Annotated in this window: 16 protein-coding genes; 7 read left to right on the top strand and 9 right to left on the bottom strand. The window is 69.3% G+C overall.

Going from position 1 to position 15,363, the window contains the following annotated elements:
- Window positions 1–4: 4 nt before the first annotated feature.
- Together AQJ64_RS26820 and AQJ64_RS26815 are read right to left on the bottom strand one after the other, a co-directional pair.
- Entirely contained in the window at window positions 5–562 is a 558-nt protein-coding gene (locus AQJ64_RS26820; RefSeq protein WP_055632498.1) for a hypothetical protein, read from the bottom strand.
- 151 nt (window positions 563–713) lie between these two features.
- Window positions 714–1,709, bottom strand: coding sequence for a TolB-like translocation protein (locus tag AQJ64_RS26815; protein ID WP_055632499.1), 996 nt, complete (start codon window positions 1,707–1,709; stop codon window positions 714–716).
- Window positions 1,710–1,798: 89 nt separating this feature from the next.
- On the opposite strand from AQJ64_RS26815, the gene AQJ64_RS26810 reads away from it, so the two are divergent.
- From AQJ64_RS26810 to AQJ64_RS26800, 3 genes are all read left to right on the top strand, one after another.
- The gene (locus tag AQJ64_RS26810) at window positions 1,799–2,473 is read left to right on the top strand and encodes a GDSL-type esterase/lipase family protein (RefSeq protein ID WP_055632500.1); all 675 of its coding nucleotides are present in this window, start codon (window positions 1,799–1,801) and stop codon (window positions 2,471–2,473) included.
- Window positions 2,474–2,578: 105 nt separating this feature from the next.
- Window positions 2,579–3,175, top strand: coding sequence for a Uma2 family endonuclease (locus AQJ64_RS26805; protein ID WP_055632501.1), 597 nt, complete (start codon window positions 2,579–2,581; stop codon window positions 3,173–3,175).
- Between the two features lie 48 nt (window positions 3,176–3,223).
- Window positions 3,224–4,213 carry an aldo/keto reductase gene (locus AQJ64_RS26800; protein WP_055632502.1) on the top strand — a complete coding sequence of 330 codons (990 nt, stop codon included), beginning with the start codon at window positions 3,224–3,226 and terminating at the stop codon, window positions 4,211–4,213.
- Between the two features lie 198 nt (window positions 4,214–4,411).
- Here AQJ64_RS26800 and thpR read toward each other — a convergent pair whose 3' ends face one another.
- Window positions 4,412–4,984 carry an RNA 2',3'-cyclic phosphodiesterase gene (gene thpR / locus AQJ64_RS26795; protein WP_059203048.1) on the bottom strand — a complete coding sequence of 191 codons (573 nt, stop codon included), beginning with the start codon at window positions 4,982–4,984 and terminating at the stop codon, window positions 4,412–4,414.
- A 26-nt stretch (window positions 4,985–5,010) separates the two neighbouring features.
- Between thpR and AQJ64_RS26790 the strand changes: the two genes are divergently transcribed.
- Window positions 5,011–5,529 carry a GNAT family N-acetyltransferase gene (locus AQJ64_RS26790; protein ID WP_055636010.1) on the top strand — a complete coding sequence of 173 codons (519 nt, stop codon included), beginning with the start codon at window positions 5,011–5,013 and terminating at the stop codon, window positions 5,527–5,529.
- A gap of 21 nt (window positions 5,530–5,550) precedes the next feature.
- Here AQJ64_RS26790 and AQJ64_RS26785 read toward each other — a convergent pair whose 3' ends face one another.
- Together AQJ64_RS26785 and AQJ64_RS26780 are read right to left on the bottom strand one after the other, a co-directional pair.
- Window positions 5,551–6,912 carry an MFS transporter gene (locus AQJ64_RS26785; protein WP_099054033.1) on the bottom strand — a complete coding sequence of 454 codons (1,362 nt, stop codon included), beginning with the start codon at window positions 6,910–6,912 and terminating at the stop codon, window positions 5,551–5,553.
- A gap of 28 nt (window positions 6,913–6,940) precedes the next feature.
- Window positions 6,941–7,378, bottom strand: a complete 438-nt coding sequence (locus AQJ64_RS26780) for a MarR family winged helix-turn-helix transcriptional regulator (protein WP_055636008.1) — start codon at window positions 7,376–7,378, stop codon at window positions 6,941–6,943.
- A gap of 150 nt (window positions 7,379–7,528) precedes the next feature.
- Here AQJ64_RS26780 and AQJ64_RS26775 point away from each other — a divergent pair, with 150 nt between their 5' ends.
- Window positions 7,529–7,711, top strand: coding sequence for a ribbon-helix-helix protein, CopG family (locus tag AQJ64_RS26775; protein WP_055636007.1), 183 nt, complete (start codon window positions 7,529–7,531; stop codon window positions 7,709–7,711).
- Window positions 7,712–7,736: 25 nt separating this feature from the next.
- On the opposite strand, the gene AQJ64_RS26770 is transcribed toward AQJ64_RS26775, so the two are convergent.
- A complete protein-coding gene (locus AQJ64_RS26770; protein WP_055636006.1) occupies window positions 7,737–9,188 on the bottom strand; it encodes an NCS2 family permease in 1,452 nt (483 codons plus the stop codon).
- Window positions 9,189–9,305: 117 nt separating this feature from the next.
- Between AQJ64_RS26770 and AQJ64_RS26765 the strand changes: the two genes are divergently transcribed.
- Window positions 9,306–9,599: a DUF2530 domain-containing protein gene (locus tag AQJ64_RS26765; RefSeq protein WP_055636005.1), complete on the top strand. Its 294-nt coding sequence runs from the start codon at window positions 9,306–9,308 to the stop codon at window positions 9,597–9,599.
- A 94-nt stretch (window positions 9,600–9,693) separates the two neighbouring features.
- The gene (locus AQJ64_RS26760; protein ID WP_055636004.1) at window positions 9,694–12,060 is read left to right on the top strand and encodes an HAD-IC family P-type ATPase; all 2,367 of its coding nucleotides are present in this window, start codon (window positions 9,694–9,696) and stop codon (window positions 12,058–12,060) included.
- A gap of 165 nt (window positions 12,061–12,225) precedes the next feature.
- On the opposite strand, the gene AQJ64_RS26755 is transcribed toward AQJ64_RS26760, so the two are convergent.
- The 3 genes from AQJ64_RS26755 to AQJ64_RS26745 all read right to left on the bottom strand — a co-directional run bounded on the left by AQJ64_RS26755 (window position 12,226) and on the right by AQJ64_RS26745 (window position 14,958).
- Window positions 12,226–13,023 carry a hypothetical protein gene (locus AQJ64_RS26755; RefSeq protein ID WP_055637647.1) on the bottom strand — a complete coding sequence of 266 codons (798 nt, stop codon included), beginning with the start codon at window positions 13,021–13,023 and terminating at the stop codon, window positions 12,226–12,228.
- A gap of 142 nt (window positions 13,024–13,165) precedes the next feature.
- On the bottom strand, window positions 13,166–13,978 hold the full coding sequence (locus tag AQJ64_RS26750; RefSeq protein ID WP_055637648.1) for a hypothetical protein: 813 nt from the start codon (window positions 13,976–13,978) through the stop codon (window positions 13,166–13,168).
- Between the two features lie 41 nt (window positions 13,979–14,019).
- Entirely contained in the window at window positions 14,020–14,958 is a 939-nt protein-coding gene (locus tag AQJ64_RS26745) for a hypothetical protein (RefSeq protein ID WP_055637649.1), read from the bottom strand.
- Between the last annotated feature and the right edge of the window lie 405 nt (window positions 14,959–15,363).

Genomic DNA, 15,363 nt, shown 5'->3' with positions numbered 1-15,363 from the left:
CCGGTCAGGGATTGTCGGGATCCTCGATGAGGTTGAGCAGCGCGACGATGTCGTCGATCTCCCCGTCCGAGGAGACGACCACGCCGACCTTCAGGAAGCTGATCGGGTGCGGGGGGACGATCGGGTGGGGAGGCACGTACGGGTTGATCTGGAGGAAGGCCGGGGAGGCGATCAGCGGCGCGACCGGATCCGGCGGCCAGGCGACCACGTTGCTGTCCGCCCCGACGAACAGATACCGCCCGCCGGTCGTCCGTCCCACGCCGGTCGTGGGGCCCAGCGCGCTGATGATCCGGGCCGTGCCGCCGCCGCCCGGGTTCGTTCTGGTGACGACCGTGACGGAGAGGCTTCCGGTGATGTCGATCTTCTCGTCGGCGCCCGTGATCTGACCGCTCAGCGCCAGGTTCGCGGTGCGCACATGGACGGCCGGGAAGCCAACGGCGGCGGCTGCGGCCGGCGGCGCGGCGGCGAGGCCCACCGGCACCGTCAGGGCCAGGGCGGCGACGAGCAGACAGAGTTGACGAGCGACGCGTTTTCTCGCGGCGCGCACGGCATGACCGCGCATCGGGTCTCCCAAAGGGTGAGGGCGGGACCGCGTTCCGAGTCCGCCCCCGTCCCGCGGGACACCTCAGCCTGACCGGACGGCCGGACCCCTGTCGCGCGGTACGGCGCGGACGGGTGACGCCGCCGCACCGCGGGAGCCGCGGTCGGGAGACTCAGTTACGGCGCAGCAGCCGCCGGAAGCCGAAGAAGACGGCGACGACGACGGCCACGGCGAGGGCGCCGAACTTGACGCTCCCGGTGGCCGCCGAGAAACCGGAGGAGTCGGAGGCGGTGTCCGAACCACCCTTCCCCGAAGGGGACTTGGAGGCGGACCCGCCGCCGGGCGCGTCCTCGGCGACCACCGAGCTCCCGGTGCCCTCGCTGCCGTACATCAGCTTGGTGCCGTCGGCGGAGTAGCTGAGGGACTCCCCCTGCCGCTGCAACGGCACGTCGAGCCGGCCCTCGCGCTTGAGGTCGCCGCCGTTCCAGTCGTACTGGATACCGCCGAAGTAGCCGCGTACGGCGAGTTGGGTGCCGTCCGGGGAGAAGGCGGCGTCGGTGGCCCACAGGTCGACGGTGGCGACGGGCTTGAAGACGTTCGTACCGGAGGCGGACAGCTTGGCGGGCCCTTCGTAGAGATGCCCGCCGTCCTCGTGCTTGTCGATGATGTAGACGCGCCCGGTCCTGGGGTGGACGATCATCGACTCGGCGTCACGGGACCCGTCCGTGTACTTCACGACGTACTGCGTGGCGCGGATGGTCTGGTCGGTGAGCTTCTTGGGCTCGGGCAGCCGGTAGATCCATACGTACGGCCAGGTCACGCCGTCGTTGTCGCCGATGTCACCGACGTAGATCTGGTTGTCGGGCCCGATGGCGATGGCCTCGACGTCCCGCTGCAGGCCCACCCCGCTCAGGGTGATCCGCGCGACGGTCTCGCCGGTGCTGCTGTCGACCGCGTAGAGGTAGCTGCCGCTGTCCTGGTCGTTGTGGGTCCAGTAGATGCCGGGGTGCTGGTGGGAGGCGGCGAGGCCGCTGGACTCCGTGATGCGCGGATCCTTGACGGTGAAGCCGTCGTCGCCCTCGGCGGCGGAGGCGGGCACGGCGAAGGCGCCCACGAGGAGGGTGGCGGCGAGGAGGGCCCCGGCTCGGGCGGCGAAGGGTCGGCGCATGCCCTCAAGCCTGCCATCCCGCCCGGGCGTTCCGTCGTCGTGGCCGGTCTCACACGCCAGGGGACGCCTTGATCCCTCATCATGAGCGGATGCTCAGGTTCATGCCCGTAGGCGACTCGATGACGATCGGAAGCGCGGGCGAACACACGTGGCGCTACCGCATGTGGCACCACCTGTGCGCGACGTACGGCGGCCCGTTCACGCTGGTCGGCCCGCGCGAGACGCTCTACGACAAGGCGGCGGACGCCCCGACCTCGCACGCGTACGCCGACCCCGGCTTCCCGCGCGCCCATCTGGCCGGCTGGGGCGAGGGCTGGCTGCACATGGCCCCCCTGATCGCCGACGCCGTCCGTGCCGCACGGGCGGACGTCCTGCTCGTCTCCCTCGGCCTGATCGACCTCGGCTTCTACACGAACGCGGAGCAGACGGCCCAGAACGCCCGCGCGTTCGCGGCCGAGGCCCGCTCGGCCAACCCGCGGATCCGTATGGTCTGGCTGCCGGTGATCCCCAACGTCCGCGCGGCGAACGACGAGCCCTTCGCCGCGCAGGTCACCGCCTTCAACGAACTCCTGGCGAAGACGGCCGCCGACCTGGACGACAGCGCCTCCCCGATCCTCATGGCCTCGGTCCCGGACACCTGGGACATCCACACCGACACGTACGACGGCACCCACCCGAACGCGACCGGCGAACACAAACTGGCGGCGGCCTTCGCGGAGGCGATGTACCAGGGGTGGGGGCTGGGCGGGGCGTACCAGGGCTGAAAAGCCGTCCGGCATATGCACGCCGAGCCGTGACCTTGTCACCGTGCGTATCGTTGTACTGCGCGGCGGCTCTGATCCATGAGGACCGCCGGGGAGGAGCGCCAGATGACCGTCCTGGAAGACAGGATCGAGATCGACATGGCCGACGAGAACACCAAGCCCTTGGACGAGTGGTTCGAGCGGCTTGAGCGACTGCCCGTCCCCGAGGGATACAAGGTTGAGATCGTCGGGGGCAACATCTTCATGACTCCGCAGCGGGATATCCACTGGGAAACCATCCGCGAGATCCTCTGGGCCCTTGAGGACCACTTCGGAAGGCGGTCGGCGCGGGTCTTCTCGGACGTCCGCGTCGACTTCCCCGGCCATCTGAACGGATTCTGTCCCGACGTGGCCAAATTCCGTGAGGGAGCGACGAAGGACGAAGAGGGCCGCTGGCGGTACAAGGACATCGAGTTCGTCGGAGAGGTCATCTCGAAGGGGACAGCGCCCAACGACTACGGCCCCAAGAAGACGGCCTACGCGGTCGCCGAGATCCCGGTGTACCTCATCGCCGACCCCTACAAGCGCAGGTGCACCGTCTACACCGAACCCAAGGACGGCGACTACCGGAGCGAACTCCGCGTCGCTTACGGCTCCACTGTGGACATGACCACCACCGCTCTTGGTCTCACCTTCAAGACCGACCACTTCCCCCACGACTGACCGATTGCCCTTGCCTGGAGCGCACTCCAGGACGTTGGCTTGAGTTCCATGAAGTACACGCAGCTCGGACGCACCGGACTCAAGGTCAGCCGACTCGTCCTCGGCACCATGAACTTCGGCCCGCAGACCGACGAGGCCGACTCCCACGCGATCATGGACTCGGCCCTCGGCGCGGGCATCAACTTCTTTGATACGGCCAATGTCTATGGCTGGGGTGAGAACAAGGGCCGTACCGAGACGATCATCGGCAACTGGTTCGCGAAGGGCGGCGAACGGCGCGACAAGGTCGTCCTCGCCACCAAGGTGTACGGCAACATGGCCGCCGACGGCGAGGCCTGGCCCAACCACGACAAGCTGTCCGCCGTGAACATCCGGCGCGCGGTCGACGCCAGCCTCAAGCGGCTGAAGACCGACTACATCGATCTCTACCAGTTCCACCACATCGACCGCAGCACGCCCTTCGAGGAGATCTGGCAGGCGATCGACGTCCTGGTCCAGCAGGGCAAGATCCTCTACGCGGGATCCAGCAACTTCCCAGGCTACAAGATCGCCCAGGCCAACGAGACCGCGGCCCGGCGCGGCTCCTTCGGCCTGGTCAGCGAGCAGTGCCTCTACAACCTCGCCGAGCGCCGCGCCGAGATGGAGGTCATCCCGGCCGCGCAGGACTACGGCCTCGGGGTGATCCCCTGGTCGCCGCTGCACGGCGGGCTGCTGGGCGGGGTGATCAAGAAGGAGGTCGAGGGCGGGCGCCGGGCGTCCGGACGGGCCGCCGACACCCTGGCCGACCCCACCGAGCGGGCGCGGATCCAGGCCTACGAGGACCTGCTGGAGAAGCACGGCCTGGAACCCGGCGAGGCCGCCCTGGCCTGGCTCCTCACCCGCCCCGGCGTCACCGGCCCGATCGTCGGCCCGCGTACGGCGGAACAGCTCGACTCGGCGATCCGCGCGGTCGGGCTGGAGCTGAGCGAGGACCTGCTGGAGGGCCTGGACGAGATCTTCCCGGGCCCGGGGCCGTCTCCGGAGGCCTTCGCCTGGTAGAGGCTCTGGCTTACGGCTTTTGCTTTCAGGGGCGCGGGGAACTGCGCGATCGGCCACGACGGGCCCGCACCCGACGAACGACGTGCAGCCCCCTCGCCTCTACCTCCCCAGCGCCGCGGCCAACGCGACGACGACGAACATCAACACAAGCGCACCGGCCATGATCCGGTTCCGGGTCTTCGGGTCCACGCATCGAGCCTAACCGGCCCCGCCGAGAGCCCAGCGCCCGACCGGCTCGTAACGGGGCTGCTCCCCCGGTACCCCGGACGTCGGCAGATTGCTGCGGACCAGGACCAGTTCCCGCACGGTCCAGGTCCGCCCCCGGAACCCGTGCAGCGCCTCGACGTACGGCCGTACGTCCACCGCGTCCCGGCTGCGGGCCAGCGTGAGGTGGGCCTTGTAGCGGCGGTGCTCCCCCATGTCCAGGCCCGCCTTGCGTGCCGCCGCCTCCGCCCGGTCGGCCAGCAGGCGCAGGGCCGGCATCTCTCCCGCCGCCCCCGCCCACAGCGCCCGCCCGTGCCCGAACTGTCCCCCGCCCCGCACGGACAGCTCGAAGGGGGCGCTCCGGTGCGCGGCCCGCTCCAGCCGTGCCGACAGCTGCGGTACGACGTCGTCGTCGACCTCGCCGTAGAAGGCGAGCGTGAAGTGCCAGCCGGGGCGGCCGGTCCAGCGCAGCCCCTCCGCGCCGGGCAGCCCGCGCAACTCGGCCACCTCCGTGGCGAGTTCTTCGGCGACGTCTTCGGGCGGCAGCACGGCTGCGAAGAGTCTCATACGGACCACCCTGCCACCATGGGGGCATGGAGATCACCATCAGGGACGGCGGACCCGACGACGTCCCCGCGATGCTCGGCATGCTCGACAGCAGTGTGGAGTGGCTCGTCTCCCAGGGGCGCACCGGCCAGTGGGGGACGAAACCGCTCTCGGAGAGCCCCCGGACGGTGGAGTCGGTCGTCCGGTACATGGAGGAGGGCGCGGCGTTCATCGCCGAGGTCGACGGGGTGCCGGCCGGGACCCTCACGCTGACCGGCGCCCCCGGCGGCTACCTCGCGCACCTCCCGCCGCCCGGCGAGCCCGAGCGGTACATCCACTGGCTCGCCTCGGACCGCCGCTTCAAGGGGCTCGGCGTGGGCGGCGCACTGCTGGCGCACGCGGCCGAGGAGACCCGGCGGGCGGGTGTCGCCCTGCTGCGGGTGGACTGCTACGCCGGTGACGACCGCAAGCTGGTCGCCTACTACGAGGCCAACGGCTTCACCCCGACGCACGCGTTCACCGTGCAGGACGCGTGGCCGGGGCAGCTGCTGGAGCGGCGGGTGTGACCCCGGGGGGCCGGGGGCCGGTCACCCCACGGTGGCCAGCTCCCCGCTCTCGCGCGGCACGAACCGCACCCGGGGGTGACCGTGGTGCCAGCCGACCGACAGGCGCAGATTGCCGACGCGGGCCAGGACCAGGCCGATGGTGGCCGCGGCCGCCGCGGCGATCACGCCGCCCACCGCGAGGCCGGCGCGGACGCCGTACGCGTCGGTGATCCAGCCCGCTATCGGTGCGCCGACGGGCGAGCCGCCGAGGAACACCATCATGTAGAGGGCCATGACCCGGCCGCGCATGGCGGGGTCGGTGCCCATCTGGATGCTGGTGTTGGCGGTGACGTTGATCGTCATGCCGAACATCCCGATCGGCGCCATGAGCAGGGCGAACAGCCAGAGCGAGGGGGCCGTCGCGGCGAGGATCTCCATCGCGCCGAACAGCACCGCCGCCCCGATCATCACCCGCATCCGGGCCGTGCCGCGCCGGGCGGCGAGCAGGGCGCCGGCCAGCGAGCCGACCGCCATCAGCGTGTTGAAGAGGCTGTAGGAGCCGGCGCCGGCGTGGAAGACGTCGTCGGCGAAGGCCGAGAGGTACACGGGGAAGTTGAAGCCGAAGGTGCCGACGAACCCGACCAGGGTGATCGTCCAGATCAGGTCGGGGCGCCCGGCCACATAGTGGAGCCCCTCTCTGAGCTGGCCCTTGCCGCGCGGGGCGCGCTCGACGACGTACAGCTCGCGGGCGCGCATCAGCAGCAGGCCCGCTATGGGCGCGACGAAGGACAGGCCGTTGGCGAGGAAGGCCCAGCCGGTGCCGACGCCGGTGATCATCAGGCCGGCGACGGCGGGGCCGACCAGCCGCGCGGACTGGAAGTTCGCCGAGTTCAGGCTGACCGCGTTCTGGAGCTGGTCGGGGCCGACCATCTCGGAGACGAAGGACTGGCGGGCCGGGTTGTCGACGACCGTGGCGAGGCCGACGGCGAAGGCGGCGAGGTAGACGTGCCAGACCTGGACATGGCCGGAGAGGGTGAGCGCGGCGAGCGCGATGCCGGTGACGGCCATCGCGGACTGGGTGACCAGCAGGGCGCGGCGCTTGGGCAGGCGGTCGACGAGGACCCCGCCGTAGAGGCCGAAGAGCAGCATCGGCAGGAACTGCAGGGCCGTGGTCACGCCGACGGCGGTGGCGGAGCCGGTGAGGCTCAGGACCAGCCAGTCCTGTGCGATCCGCTGCATCCAGGTGCCGATGTTGGAGACGACCTGGCCGGCGAAGAACAGGCGGTAGTTCCTGACCTTCAGCGAGCTGAACATCGAGGTTCCGCGGCGAAGGGTGTCGGGGGTGGACGGGGTGTCGGGGGTGGTCGGTGCGGGGGCGGAGTCTGCTCCGGGTCCCGTACTCAACAGGGTTCGCCTCCTCAACTACTGCGGGTTACAGGTGTGCGAGCTTCTCCAGTACGGGGGCGGCGGCGCGCAGTTTCGCCCACTCGTCCTCGTCGAGGCCGTCGACCAGGGTGGCCAGGAAGGCGTTCCGCTTGCGGCGGCTCTCCTCGAGCATGGCCTCGGCCTGCTCGGTCTTGGTGACGACCTTCTGGCGCCGGTCCTCGGGGTGCGGCTCCAGCCGGACCAGGCCCTTGGCCTCCAGCAGCGCCACGATGCGGGTCATCGAGGGCGGCTGCACGTGCTCCTTGCGGGCGAGTTCGCCCGGGGTGGCGCTGCCGCAGAGGGAGAGGGTGCCGAGCACCGACATCTCGGTGGGGCTCAGCGACTCGTCGACCCGCTGGTGTTTGAGCCGGCGGGAGAGCCGCATCACTGCGGACCGGAGCGCGTTCACGGCGGCCGCGTCGTCGCCATGGGTGAGGTCAGGCATCTCTTTAGCGTAACTCATTACTCTGGCTAAACAAGCTGGGCGCGCCAGGATTCCCGTGACCCTGGCCACGGAAACCCCTTCATCACTCGAACGAGTGAGACGCGCGCGGAAAGTCACTGACGTACGGCACGGTGCGGCGACCCTCGACTCATGGGGACCACTGTGCTCAGCCTGCGGATAGACGGGGAGCTGCTCGAACGGCTCCGGCAACATGCCGCCAAACGCGGAATGAGCGTCCAGGACTATGTCGTCCAGACGCTCATTCGCGATGACTTCGACCAGCGCTTCCAGTCGGCCGTCGAGGAGACCCAGAAGTTCTACGGGCACACCTGAGCCGCGCCGGTCAGGTCAGGTCAGGTCAGGTCAGACCGAGGGCCGGCATCAGGTAGGAGAACGTGAAGACCGCCGAGACCACGTACATCGGGACCGGGATCTCACGGGCCCGGCCCGCCACCAGGCGCAGCAGCACGAAGGTGATGAAGCCCATGCCGATGCCGTTGGTGATGGAGTAGGTGAACGGCATCATCACCATCGTGATGAAGGCCGGGATGGCGATCGTGTAGTCGGCCCAGTCGATCTCCTTGACCGAGTTCGCCAGGATCATGAAGCCCACCGCGAGCAGCGCGGGCGTGGCGGCCTGGGACGGGACCATGGTGGCGACCGGCGTGAGGAACAGCGCGACGGTGAAGAGGCCGCCCGTGACGAGGTTCGCGAATCCGGTGCGGGCGCCCTCGCCGACCCCGGCCGTGGACTCCACGAACGCGGTGGTGGCCGAGGAGGAGCTGGCGCCGCCGGCCGCCACGGCGAGACCGTCCACGAAGAGGACCTTGTTGATGCCGGGCATCTCGCCCTTGGCGTCGGTCAGCTTCGCCTCGTCGGAGACGCCCATGATCGTGCCCATCGCGTCGAAGAAGCACGACAGCAGGACCGTGAAGACGAACAGCACGCCGGTCAGCACGCCGACCTCGCCGAAGCCGCCGAACAGGCTGACGTCGCCGATCAGCCCGAAGTCGGGGGTGGCGACCGGGTTGCCGGGCCACTCGGGGGTGGTCAGGCCCCAGGACGGGACGTGGGCGACCGCGTTGATGATCAGCGCCAGGCCCGTCATGGCGACGATCGAGATCAGGATCGCGCCCGGGACCTTGCGGACGATCAGGGCGAGGGTGAGCAGCGCGCCCAGGATGAACACCAGGACCGGCCAGCCGACCAGATGGCCGTCGGTGCCGAGCTGGAGCGGGACGGTGGTGTGGGCGGCGTCCGGGATGCGGGTGACGAAACCGGAGTCCACCAGACCGATCAGCATGATGAACAGGCCGATACCGATCGAGATCGCCTTGCGCAGCCCGAAGGGGACCGCGTTCATGACGCGCTCCCGCAGACCGGTCGCGACCAGCAGCATGACGATGAAGCCGGCCAGCACGACCATGCCCATGGCGTCGGGCCAGGACATCCGGGGGGCGAGCTGGAGCGCGACCACGGAGTTCACACCGAGCCCCGCGGCCAGCGCGATCGGCACGTTGCCGATGACGCCCATGAGGAGCGTGGTGAAGGCCGCGGTCACACAGGTGGCGGTGACGAGCTGGCCGTTGTCGAGTTGATGCCCGTACATGTCCTTCGCGCTGCCGAGGATGATCGGGTTCAGCACGATGATGTACGCCATCGCGAAAAAGGTGGCGAAACCGCCCCGGATCTCGCGGGGCAGGGAGCTGCCGCGCTCGGAGATCTTGAAGTAGCGGTCGAGTGCGCCGTAGGCGGGCCTGGCTCCCGGCTGTTCAGGGGCGGGGACCTTGGCGGGGGCCGAGGTGGACATGTTTTTAGTGTTTCCTACGAAGAGAAGCGGTCAGACTCAAACCGTTTCAGTATGAACATATGACGATCCGATCGGCCATCTTCGCGCGTAGATGTGACCACCTCGTAAGCTGTCCCCATGGCGAAGTGGACACCCAAGCATGAGGCGCCGGAGCCCCTGGAAGGGCCCGTGGTCCCGGTCATCACCGGCGGCACGATCATCTGGTTCGTCCTCTTCCTCGCACAGCTCCCCTTCTACGGCTGGTTCGACGACCACGGCCATCTGTGGTGGCTGTGGACCTGCCTGGCCGGAAGCGCGCTGGGCCTCCTCGGCATCCGGATCACCCGCAGCCGGGACGCGGCCATCAAGCGGGCGCGGGCGGCGGCGGAGGCCGAGCCGACGCACGAGACCGAGCAGACTCCCGCCGAGTAGCCGTACACCCCTCGCAGGACCCGTCTCCTCCCCAGGTCGGATCTTCCGCGCCTTCGGGGGGTGAACCCCCAAATCCGCACGTACCGTCGATTCCATGACCCCTATCGACGCGACCGCCACCGTGCCGGCGGCGACCGGGCTCACCGCCACCGAGGTCGCGGAGCGCGTCGCACGCGGTCAGGTGAACGACGTCCCCGTACGCAGCAGCCGGTCCATCGGCGAGATCGTCCGGGCGAACGTGTTCACCCGCTTCAACGCGATCATCGGCGTCCTGTGGCTGATCGTGCTCGCCGTCGCCCCCTTCCAGGACGGCCTCTTCGGGTTCGTCATCCTCGCCAACACCGGGATCGGGATCATCCAGGAATGGCGGGCCAAGCAGACCCTGGACTCCCTCGCCGTCATCGGGGAGGTCCGGCCCACCGTGCGCCGGGACGGGGCAACGGTCGAGCTGGCCACCTCCGACCTCGTCCTGGACGACCTCGTCGAGATCGGCCCCGGGGACAAGGTCGTCGTCGACGGGGTGTGCGTCGAGGCGGACGGGCTGGAGATCGACGAGTCCCTCCTCACCGGTGAGGCCGACCCGGTGGTCAAGCGCCCCGGGGACCCGGTCATGTCCGGCAGCTTCGTGGTGGCCGGCGGCGGCGCCTTCCGCGCGACCAAGGTGGGACGCCAGGCGTACGCCGCCCAGCTCGCCGAGGAGGCCTCCCGGTTCACCCTCGTCCACTCCGAGCTGCGCTCCGGCATCTCCACGATCCTCAAGTACGTGACGTGGATGATGATCCCGGCCGCGATCGGCCTGGTCGTCACCCAGCTGTTCGTGAAGAACCACGACCTCAAGGAATCCATCGCCCGGACCGTCGGCGGAATCGTCCCGATGGTCCCGGAAGGCCTGGTCCTGCTCACCTCCGTCGCCTTCGCGATCGGCGTGATCCGGCTCGGCCGCAAGCAGTGCCTGGTGCAGGAGCTGCCCGCCATCGAGGGCCTCGCCCGCGTCGACACCGTCTGCCTGGACAAGACCGGCACCCTCACCGAGGGCGGCATGGACGTCACCGAGCTGCGCACCCTCGACGGCGCCGACGAGACGTACATACGCCAGGTGCTCGGCGCGCTCGGCGAGTCCGACCCGCGGCCGAACGCGTCCCTGCGGGCGATCCTCGACGCCTACCCGGACGCCGAGGAGTGGCGCTGCACCGAGTCCCTCCCCTTTTCCTCCGCCCGCAAGTACAGCGGCGCCACCTTCAGCGAGGGCGACGGCGTGAGCAGCACCTGGCTGCTGGGCGCACCGGACGTACTGCTCGGCGACGACGACCCCGCCCTCGCCGAGACCGGGCGGCTCAACGAGCAGGGCCTGCGGGTGCTGCTGCTCGCCCGGGCCGTACGGGACCTGGACGATCCCGGCGTCGCCGAGGGAGCGGGCGCGGTCGCCCTCGTCGTACTGGAACAGCGGCTGCGGCCCGACGCGGCGGACACCCTGCGCTACTTCGCCGAGCAGGACGTGCGCGCCAAGGTGATCTCCGGGGACAACGCGGTGTCGGTCGGGGCGGTGGCCGCCAAGCTGGGGCTGCGGGGCCGTACGGTCGACGCGCGGCGGCTGCCCGCGGAGCGCGAGCCGATGGCCGCGGCCCTCGACGAGGGCACGGTCTTCGGGCGGGTCACCCCGCAGCAGAAGCGGGACATGGTCGGGGCGCTCCAGTCCCGGGGGCACACGGTCGCGATGACCGGCGACGGCGTCAACGACGTGCTCGCGCTCAAGGACGCGGACATCGGCGTCGCGATGGGGTCGGGCTCGGAGGCGACCCGGGCCGTCGCACAGATCGTGCTGCTGGACAACAGCTTCGCCAGCCTGCCGTCGGTGGTGGCGGAGGGGCGGCGGGTGATCGGCAACATCACCCGGGTCGCGACGCTGTTCCTGGTGAAGACGGTCTACTCGGTGCTGTTGGCGCTGCTGGTGGTCTGCTGGCAGGTGGAATACCCGTTCCTGCCCCGGCACGTCACCCTGCTGTCCACCCTCACCATCGGCATCCCGGCCTTCTTCCTCGCCCTCGCCCCCAACAGGGAACGGGCCCGGCCGCATTTCGTCCGGCGGGTGATGCGGTACTCGATCCCGGGCGGGGTGGTGGCGGGGGTCGCCACCTTCGTGTCCTATCTGGCCGCCCGTCACTACTACAGCGGTGCGCGGGCGTTGGAGGCGGAGACCAGTGTCGCCACCCTCACGCTCTTCCTGATCTCCATGTGGGTGCTGGCGATCGTGGCGCGGCCGTACACCTGGTGGCGGGTGCTGCTCGTCGCCTCCATGGGGGCGTCGTTCCTGCTCGTACTGGTGGTGCCCTCGCTCCAGGACTTCTTCGCGTTGCGGCTGGTGGGGATGACCATGCCGTGGATCGGGGTGGGGATCGCGGGGGTGGCGGCGGTCGGGTTGGAGCTCGTGTGGAGAGGGGTCGACCGCCGCGTTCCCGTCTAGTGCCGCGGCAGGCAACGTTTGCCCGTCAAGGAGCGGCGTCCGGTGCGTGCTCTCGGCGTGCCGGCCGGAAGTCCTCGTACTGGACGTACTTGGGCTTTCGGCCGGTGCGGCGAGAGTGCGTGCCGGGCGTCGCGACGGGGCGAACGTTGCCTGCCGCGGCACTAGTTACTGGACGTCGACGTAATCCGCTGCCGAGTTCACCGGGGCCGTCGTGGACGTTCCCGCGAAGGCGTAGCGGTAGTAGCCGTCCGCGGACGCGGTGACCGTCGTCTTCAAGGTGCCCGTCGACGTGGTCTTGATGGTCTTCACCGTCGTGTAGGCGGTGGCGCCCTTCTTCTTGAACTGGAGCTTCACCGACTGGGTGCCATAGCCCGCGTACTTGTTGGTGTCCCAGTTGGCGCGGGCCAGCTTGCCGGTGACCGTGAGGGTCTTGCCCTTCTTCACCGGCTCCGGGGTGGCGTCGGCGGTGAGGGTGGCGCCGCGCAGGAGCTTGGTCGTGCCGAGGTCGCCCTGGTAGGTGACGCCGCCGGCCGCGTTGGCCGCGAAGGCGCCCAGCTTCCAGCTGCCGGCGTCGGCGTTGGTCAGATCGATGTCCACGTCGGAGGACTTCGGACGGAACTGGATCTTCGCCGTGCACTTCAGAACGGTCGAGGAGGACTTGGTGCAGGTGGCGACATCGTCACCGGCGAGACCCTCGGAGTCGTCGTTCAGGGTGGCACCGCGGTAGAGCACCGGCATGCTCGCGATGGTGTTCGGGTCCAGGCTCGCGGGCTTGGTCACCGTGTAGGTGGCCGTGACGGTGACCGTCGTCGCGGGGCCGACCACGATGTTCTTGCCGCTGTTGACCTTCAGGCCGGAGAAGGTGACGGCGGGGCCGACCGGGGCGGCCTGCGCGGCGGGCACGGCGAGGGCGGTCAGGGCCACGGCGCCGGAGGCGGCGAGGACGAGGGCGCGTATGCGCATGTGCGTTCCCCATGAGGAGAGAAGTGATCTCGGGAGTCTGTTGACTCACCTGATAGATCCGTGGCTCCTGGGGCGAGTTGTACGGGAAAAGGTAAGGAGAGGGGAAGAATGCCTTCCCCTCTCCCTCTCCTCGCCCTCGCGGTTACTTCACGTCGACGAAGTCGGCGGAGGAGCTGACCGGAGCGGTCGTGGTGGTGCCGGCGAAGACGTAGCGGAAGTAGCCGTCCGCCGTCGCCTTGACCGTGGTCTTCAGGGTGCCGGTGGAGCTGGACTTGATGGTCTTCACCGTCGTGTAGGCGGTGGCGCCCTTCTTCTTGAACTGGAGCTTCACCGACTGGGACGCGTAACCGGCGTTCTTGTTGGTGTCCCAGTTGGCGCGGGCCAGCTTGCCGGTGACCGTGATGGTCTTGCCCTTCTTCACCGGCTCCGGGGTGGCGTCGGTGGTGAGGGTGGCCTTGCGGAGGACCTTGGTGGTGCCGAGGCCGGTCTGCCACTTGAGGTCGTCGGTGCCGTCGGCGTCGTTGGGGATGGCGAGGGCGCCGACCTTCCAGGTGCCGGCCTGGCTGTTGGCCAGGTCGTCGTAGGCGTCGCTCTCGGTGGGCCGGAACTGGATCTTCGCGGTGCACTTGAGGACCGTGCTCGAGGACGCGGTGCAGGTGCCCGGGTCGTCGCCGAGGATCGAGTCGGTGTCCTCGTTCAGGGTGGTGCCCCGGTAGAGGACGGGACCGTTCAGGAAGGAGCTCGTGCTGAGGTCCGCGGGCTTGGTCAGGGTGTACGACACGCTGACGGTGACCTTGGTCGAGGGACCGACCACGATGCTCTTGCCGGCGTTGACCTTCATGTTGGAGAAGGTCACGTCGGGCGCCGCCGTCGGAGCGGCCTGGGCGGCCGGAACGGCGACGGCGGAGAGGGCGACGGCACCGAGTACGGCCGTCACCGAGGCGCGAATGCGCATGTTGTTCCTCGGATGGAGAGAAGTAAGAATGACTGGGTTGCTCACTTGACGTCGACGAAGTCACCCGCGGCGTTGACCGCCGGGGTCGTCGAGGTGCCCGCGAAGCTGTAGCGGAAGTAGCCGTCCGCCGACGCCTTGACCGTGGTCTTCAGGGTGCCGGTGGAGCTGGTCTTGATGGTCTTCAGGGTGGTGTAGGTGGAGCTGTTCTTCTTGCGGAACTGCAGCTTCACCGGCTGGCCCGTGTAGCCGTGGTACTTGTTGTCGTCCCAGTTGGCGCGGGTCAGCTTGCCCGTGACGGTGATGGTCTTCCCCTTCTTCACCGGCTCGGGGGAGGCGTTGACGGTCAGCTTGGAGAAACGCTGGAGCTTGGTGGTGGCGAGGTTGTCCTGCTCGGCGTAACCGACCTTGGACCAGTCGATGTCGTCGATGTCGACGCCCAGCTGGTCGTTGAAGTCGATGACGTAGCCGCCGGCCTTCCAGGAGGTGGCGTCGACGTTGTTCAGCTGCTGGCCGGGGCGGACGTCGAGGGTCCCCTTGCAGCTGGCGACGGTGGACGAGGTCGCCGTGCAGGTCGGCCAGTCGTCGCCCCAGAGCAGGTTGACCGGCGAGTCGTAGGAGGTACCGCGGTAGATCTCGACGTCCAGGAAGACGTCCGGAGCGGTGACGTCGAAGTCCGCGTCGTGCGTGACCTGGTACGTCACCGGCACGCTCACGCGGTTGGTGGTGCCCGCGACGATCGGCTTGCCGTTGTTGATCTTCACGGCGGAGAAGGTGATGTTCAGCGGGTACGGGACACCGTCGGCGTCGGCGGTCGCCCCGGTGAAGGCCGTCTTGCCCGAGGCGGCCTGCGCTGCGGCGGCGGCCTTCTGGACGTCGTCCTTGCCGTACGAGGATCCGCCGGCGGCCTGCGCGGCCGGAACGGCGAGAGCGGAGAGAGCCAGGGCGCCGGTGACGGCGGCCACGGTGGCACGGATGCGCATGCAATCCCCCGGTGAAAAAAAGGACCCTGGCTGCGGTCGATCCCTACGGCTCGTCTCGGACAGGGCCCACGTGTTGGTGAAGCCTGTTGGCTCATGAGGTGAGATCCGCGGCGGAAGTGAATAGTTGTACGAAGTGAGGAAGATTTTCTGACGACCCCTCCGCCGGCCCGCGTCGTCCCGTCTGTGCCCGCCTACACCTTCGGCCACATGGACGTGCCGGCGGGGCCAAGGCGCGGGGGTACGCCGTTGAGGCCGCCAAACGCCAAGGACGCGGAGGCGTCGGCGGCGCACTACGCCGACGAGGCCCGCAGGTCGGCCGTCGAGGCGAAGGAGAAGGCGGAGAACGGGCCGAACCCGGCCGAGCAGTACCGCTGCCGGCAGGGGTACGCACATCCGGGGACAGCT

Source organism: Streptomyces griseoruber, assembly GCF_001514205.1.
Lineage (GTDB): Bacteria > Actinomycetota > Actinomycetes > Streptomycetales > Streptomycetaceae > Streptomyces > Streptomyces griseoruber.
Note: the sequence above shows the minus strand (reverse complement) of the source record. Positions and strands in the feature narration are given on the sequence as shown.

What these genes read in the sequence shown, in the direction of transcription:
- AQJ64_RS26820 (WP_055632498.1), bottom strand. Translation starts at nt 562, where the DNA reads ATGCGCGGTCATGCCGTGCGCGCCGCGAGAAAACGCGTCGCTCGTCAA.
- AQJ64_RS26815 (WP_055632499.1), bottom strand. Translation starts at nt 1,709, where the DNA reads ATGCGCCGACCCTTCGCCGCCCGAGCCGGGGCCCTCCTCGCCGCCACC.
- AQJ64_RS26810 (WP_055632500.1), top strand. Translation starts at nt 1,799, where the DNA reads ATGCTCAGGTTCATGCCCGTAGGCGACTCGATGACGATCGGAAGCGCG.
- AQJ64_RS26805 (WP_055632501.1), top strand. Translation starts at nt 2,579, where the DNA reads ATGACCGTCCTGGAAGACAGGATCGAGATCGACATGGCCGACGAGAAC.
- AQJ64_RS26800 (WP_055632502.1), top strand. Translation starts at nt 3,224, where the DNA reads ATGAAGTACACGCAGCTCGGACGCACCGGACTCAAGGTCAGCCGACTC.
- thpR (WP_059203048.1), bottom strand. Translation starts at nt 4,984, where the DNA reads ATGAGACTCTTCGCAGCCGTGCTGCCGCCCGAAGACGTCGCCGAAGAA.
- AQJ64_RS26790 (WP_055636010.1), top strand. Translation starts at nt 5,011, where the DNA reads ATGGAGATCACCATCAGGGACGGCGGACCCGACGACGTCCCCGCGATG.
- AQJ64_RS26780 (WP_055636008.1), bottom strand. Translation starts at nt 7,378, where the DNA reads ATGCCTGACCTCACCCATGGCGACGACGCGGCCGCCGTGAACGCGCTC.
- AQJ64_RS26775 (WP_055636007.1), top strand. Translation starts at nt 7,529, where the DNA reads ATGGGGACCACTGTGCTCAGCCTGCGGATAGACGGGGAGCTGCTCGAA.
- AQJ64_RS26770 (WP_055636006.1), bottom strand. Translation starts at nt 9,188, where the DNA reads ATGTCCACCTCGGCCCCCGCCAAGGTCCCCGCCCCTGAACAGCCGGGA.
- AQJ64_RS26765 (WP_055636005.1), top strand. Translation starts at nt 9,306, where the DNA reads ATGGCGAAGTGGACACCCAAGCATGAGGCGCCGGAGCCCCTGGAAGGG.
- AQJ64_RS26760 (WP_055636004.1), top strand. Translation starts at nt 9,694, where the DNA reads ATGACCCCTATCGACGCGACCGCCACCGTGCCGGCGGCGACCGGGCTC.
- AQJ64_RS26755 (WP_055637647.1), bottom strand. Translation starts at nt 13,023, where the DNA reads ATGCGCATACGCGCCCTCGTCCTCGCCGCCTCCGGCGCCGTGGCCCTG.
- AQJ64_RS26750 (WP_055637648.1), bottom strand. Translation starts at nt 13,978, where the DNA reads ATGCGCATTCGCGCCTCGGTGACGGCCGTACTCGGTGCCGTCGCCCTC.
- AQJ64_RS26745 (WP_055637649.1), bottom strand. Translation starts at nt 14,958, where the DNA reads ATGCGCATCCGTGCCACCGTGGCCGCCGTCACCGGCGCCCTGGCTCTC.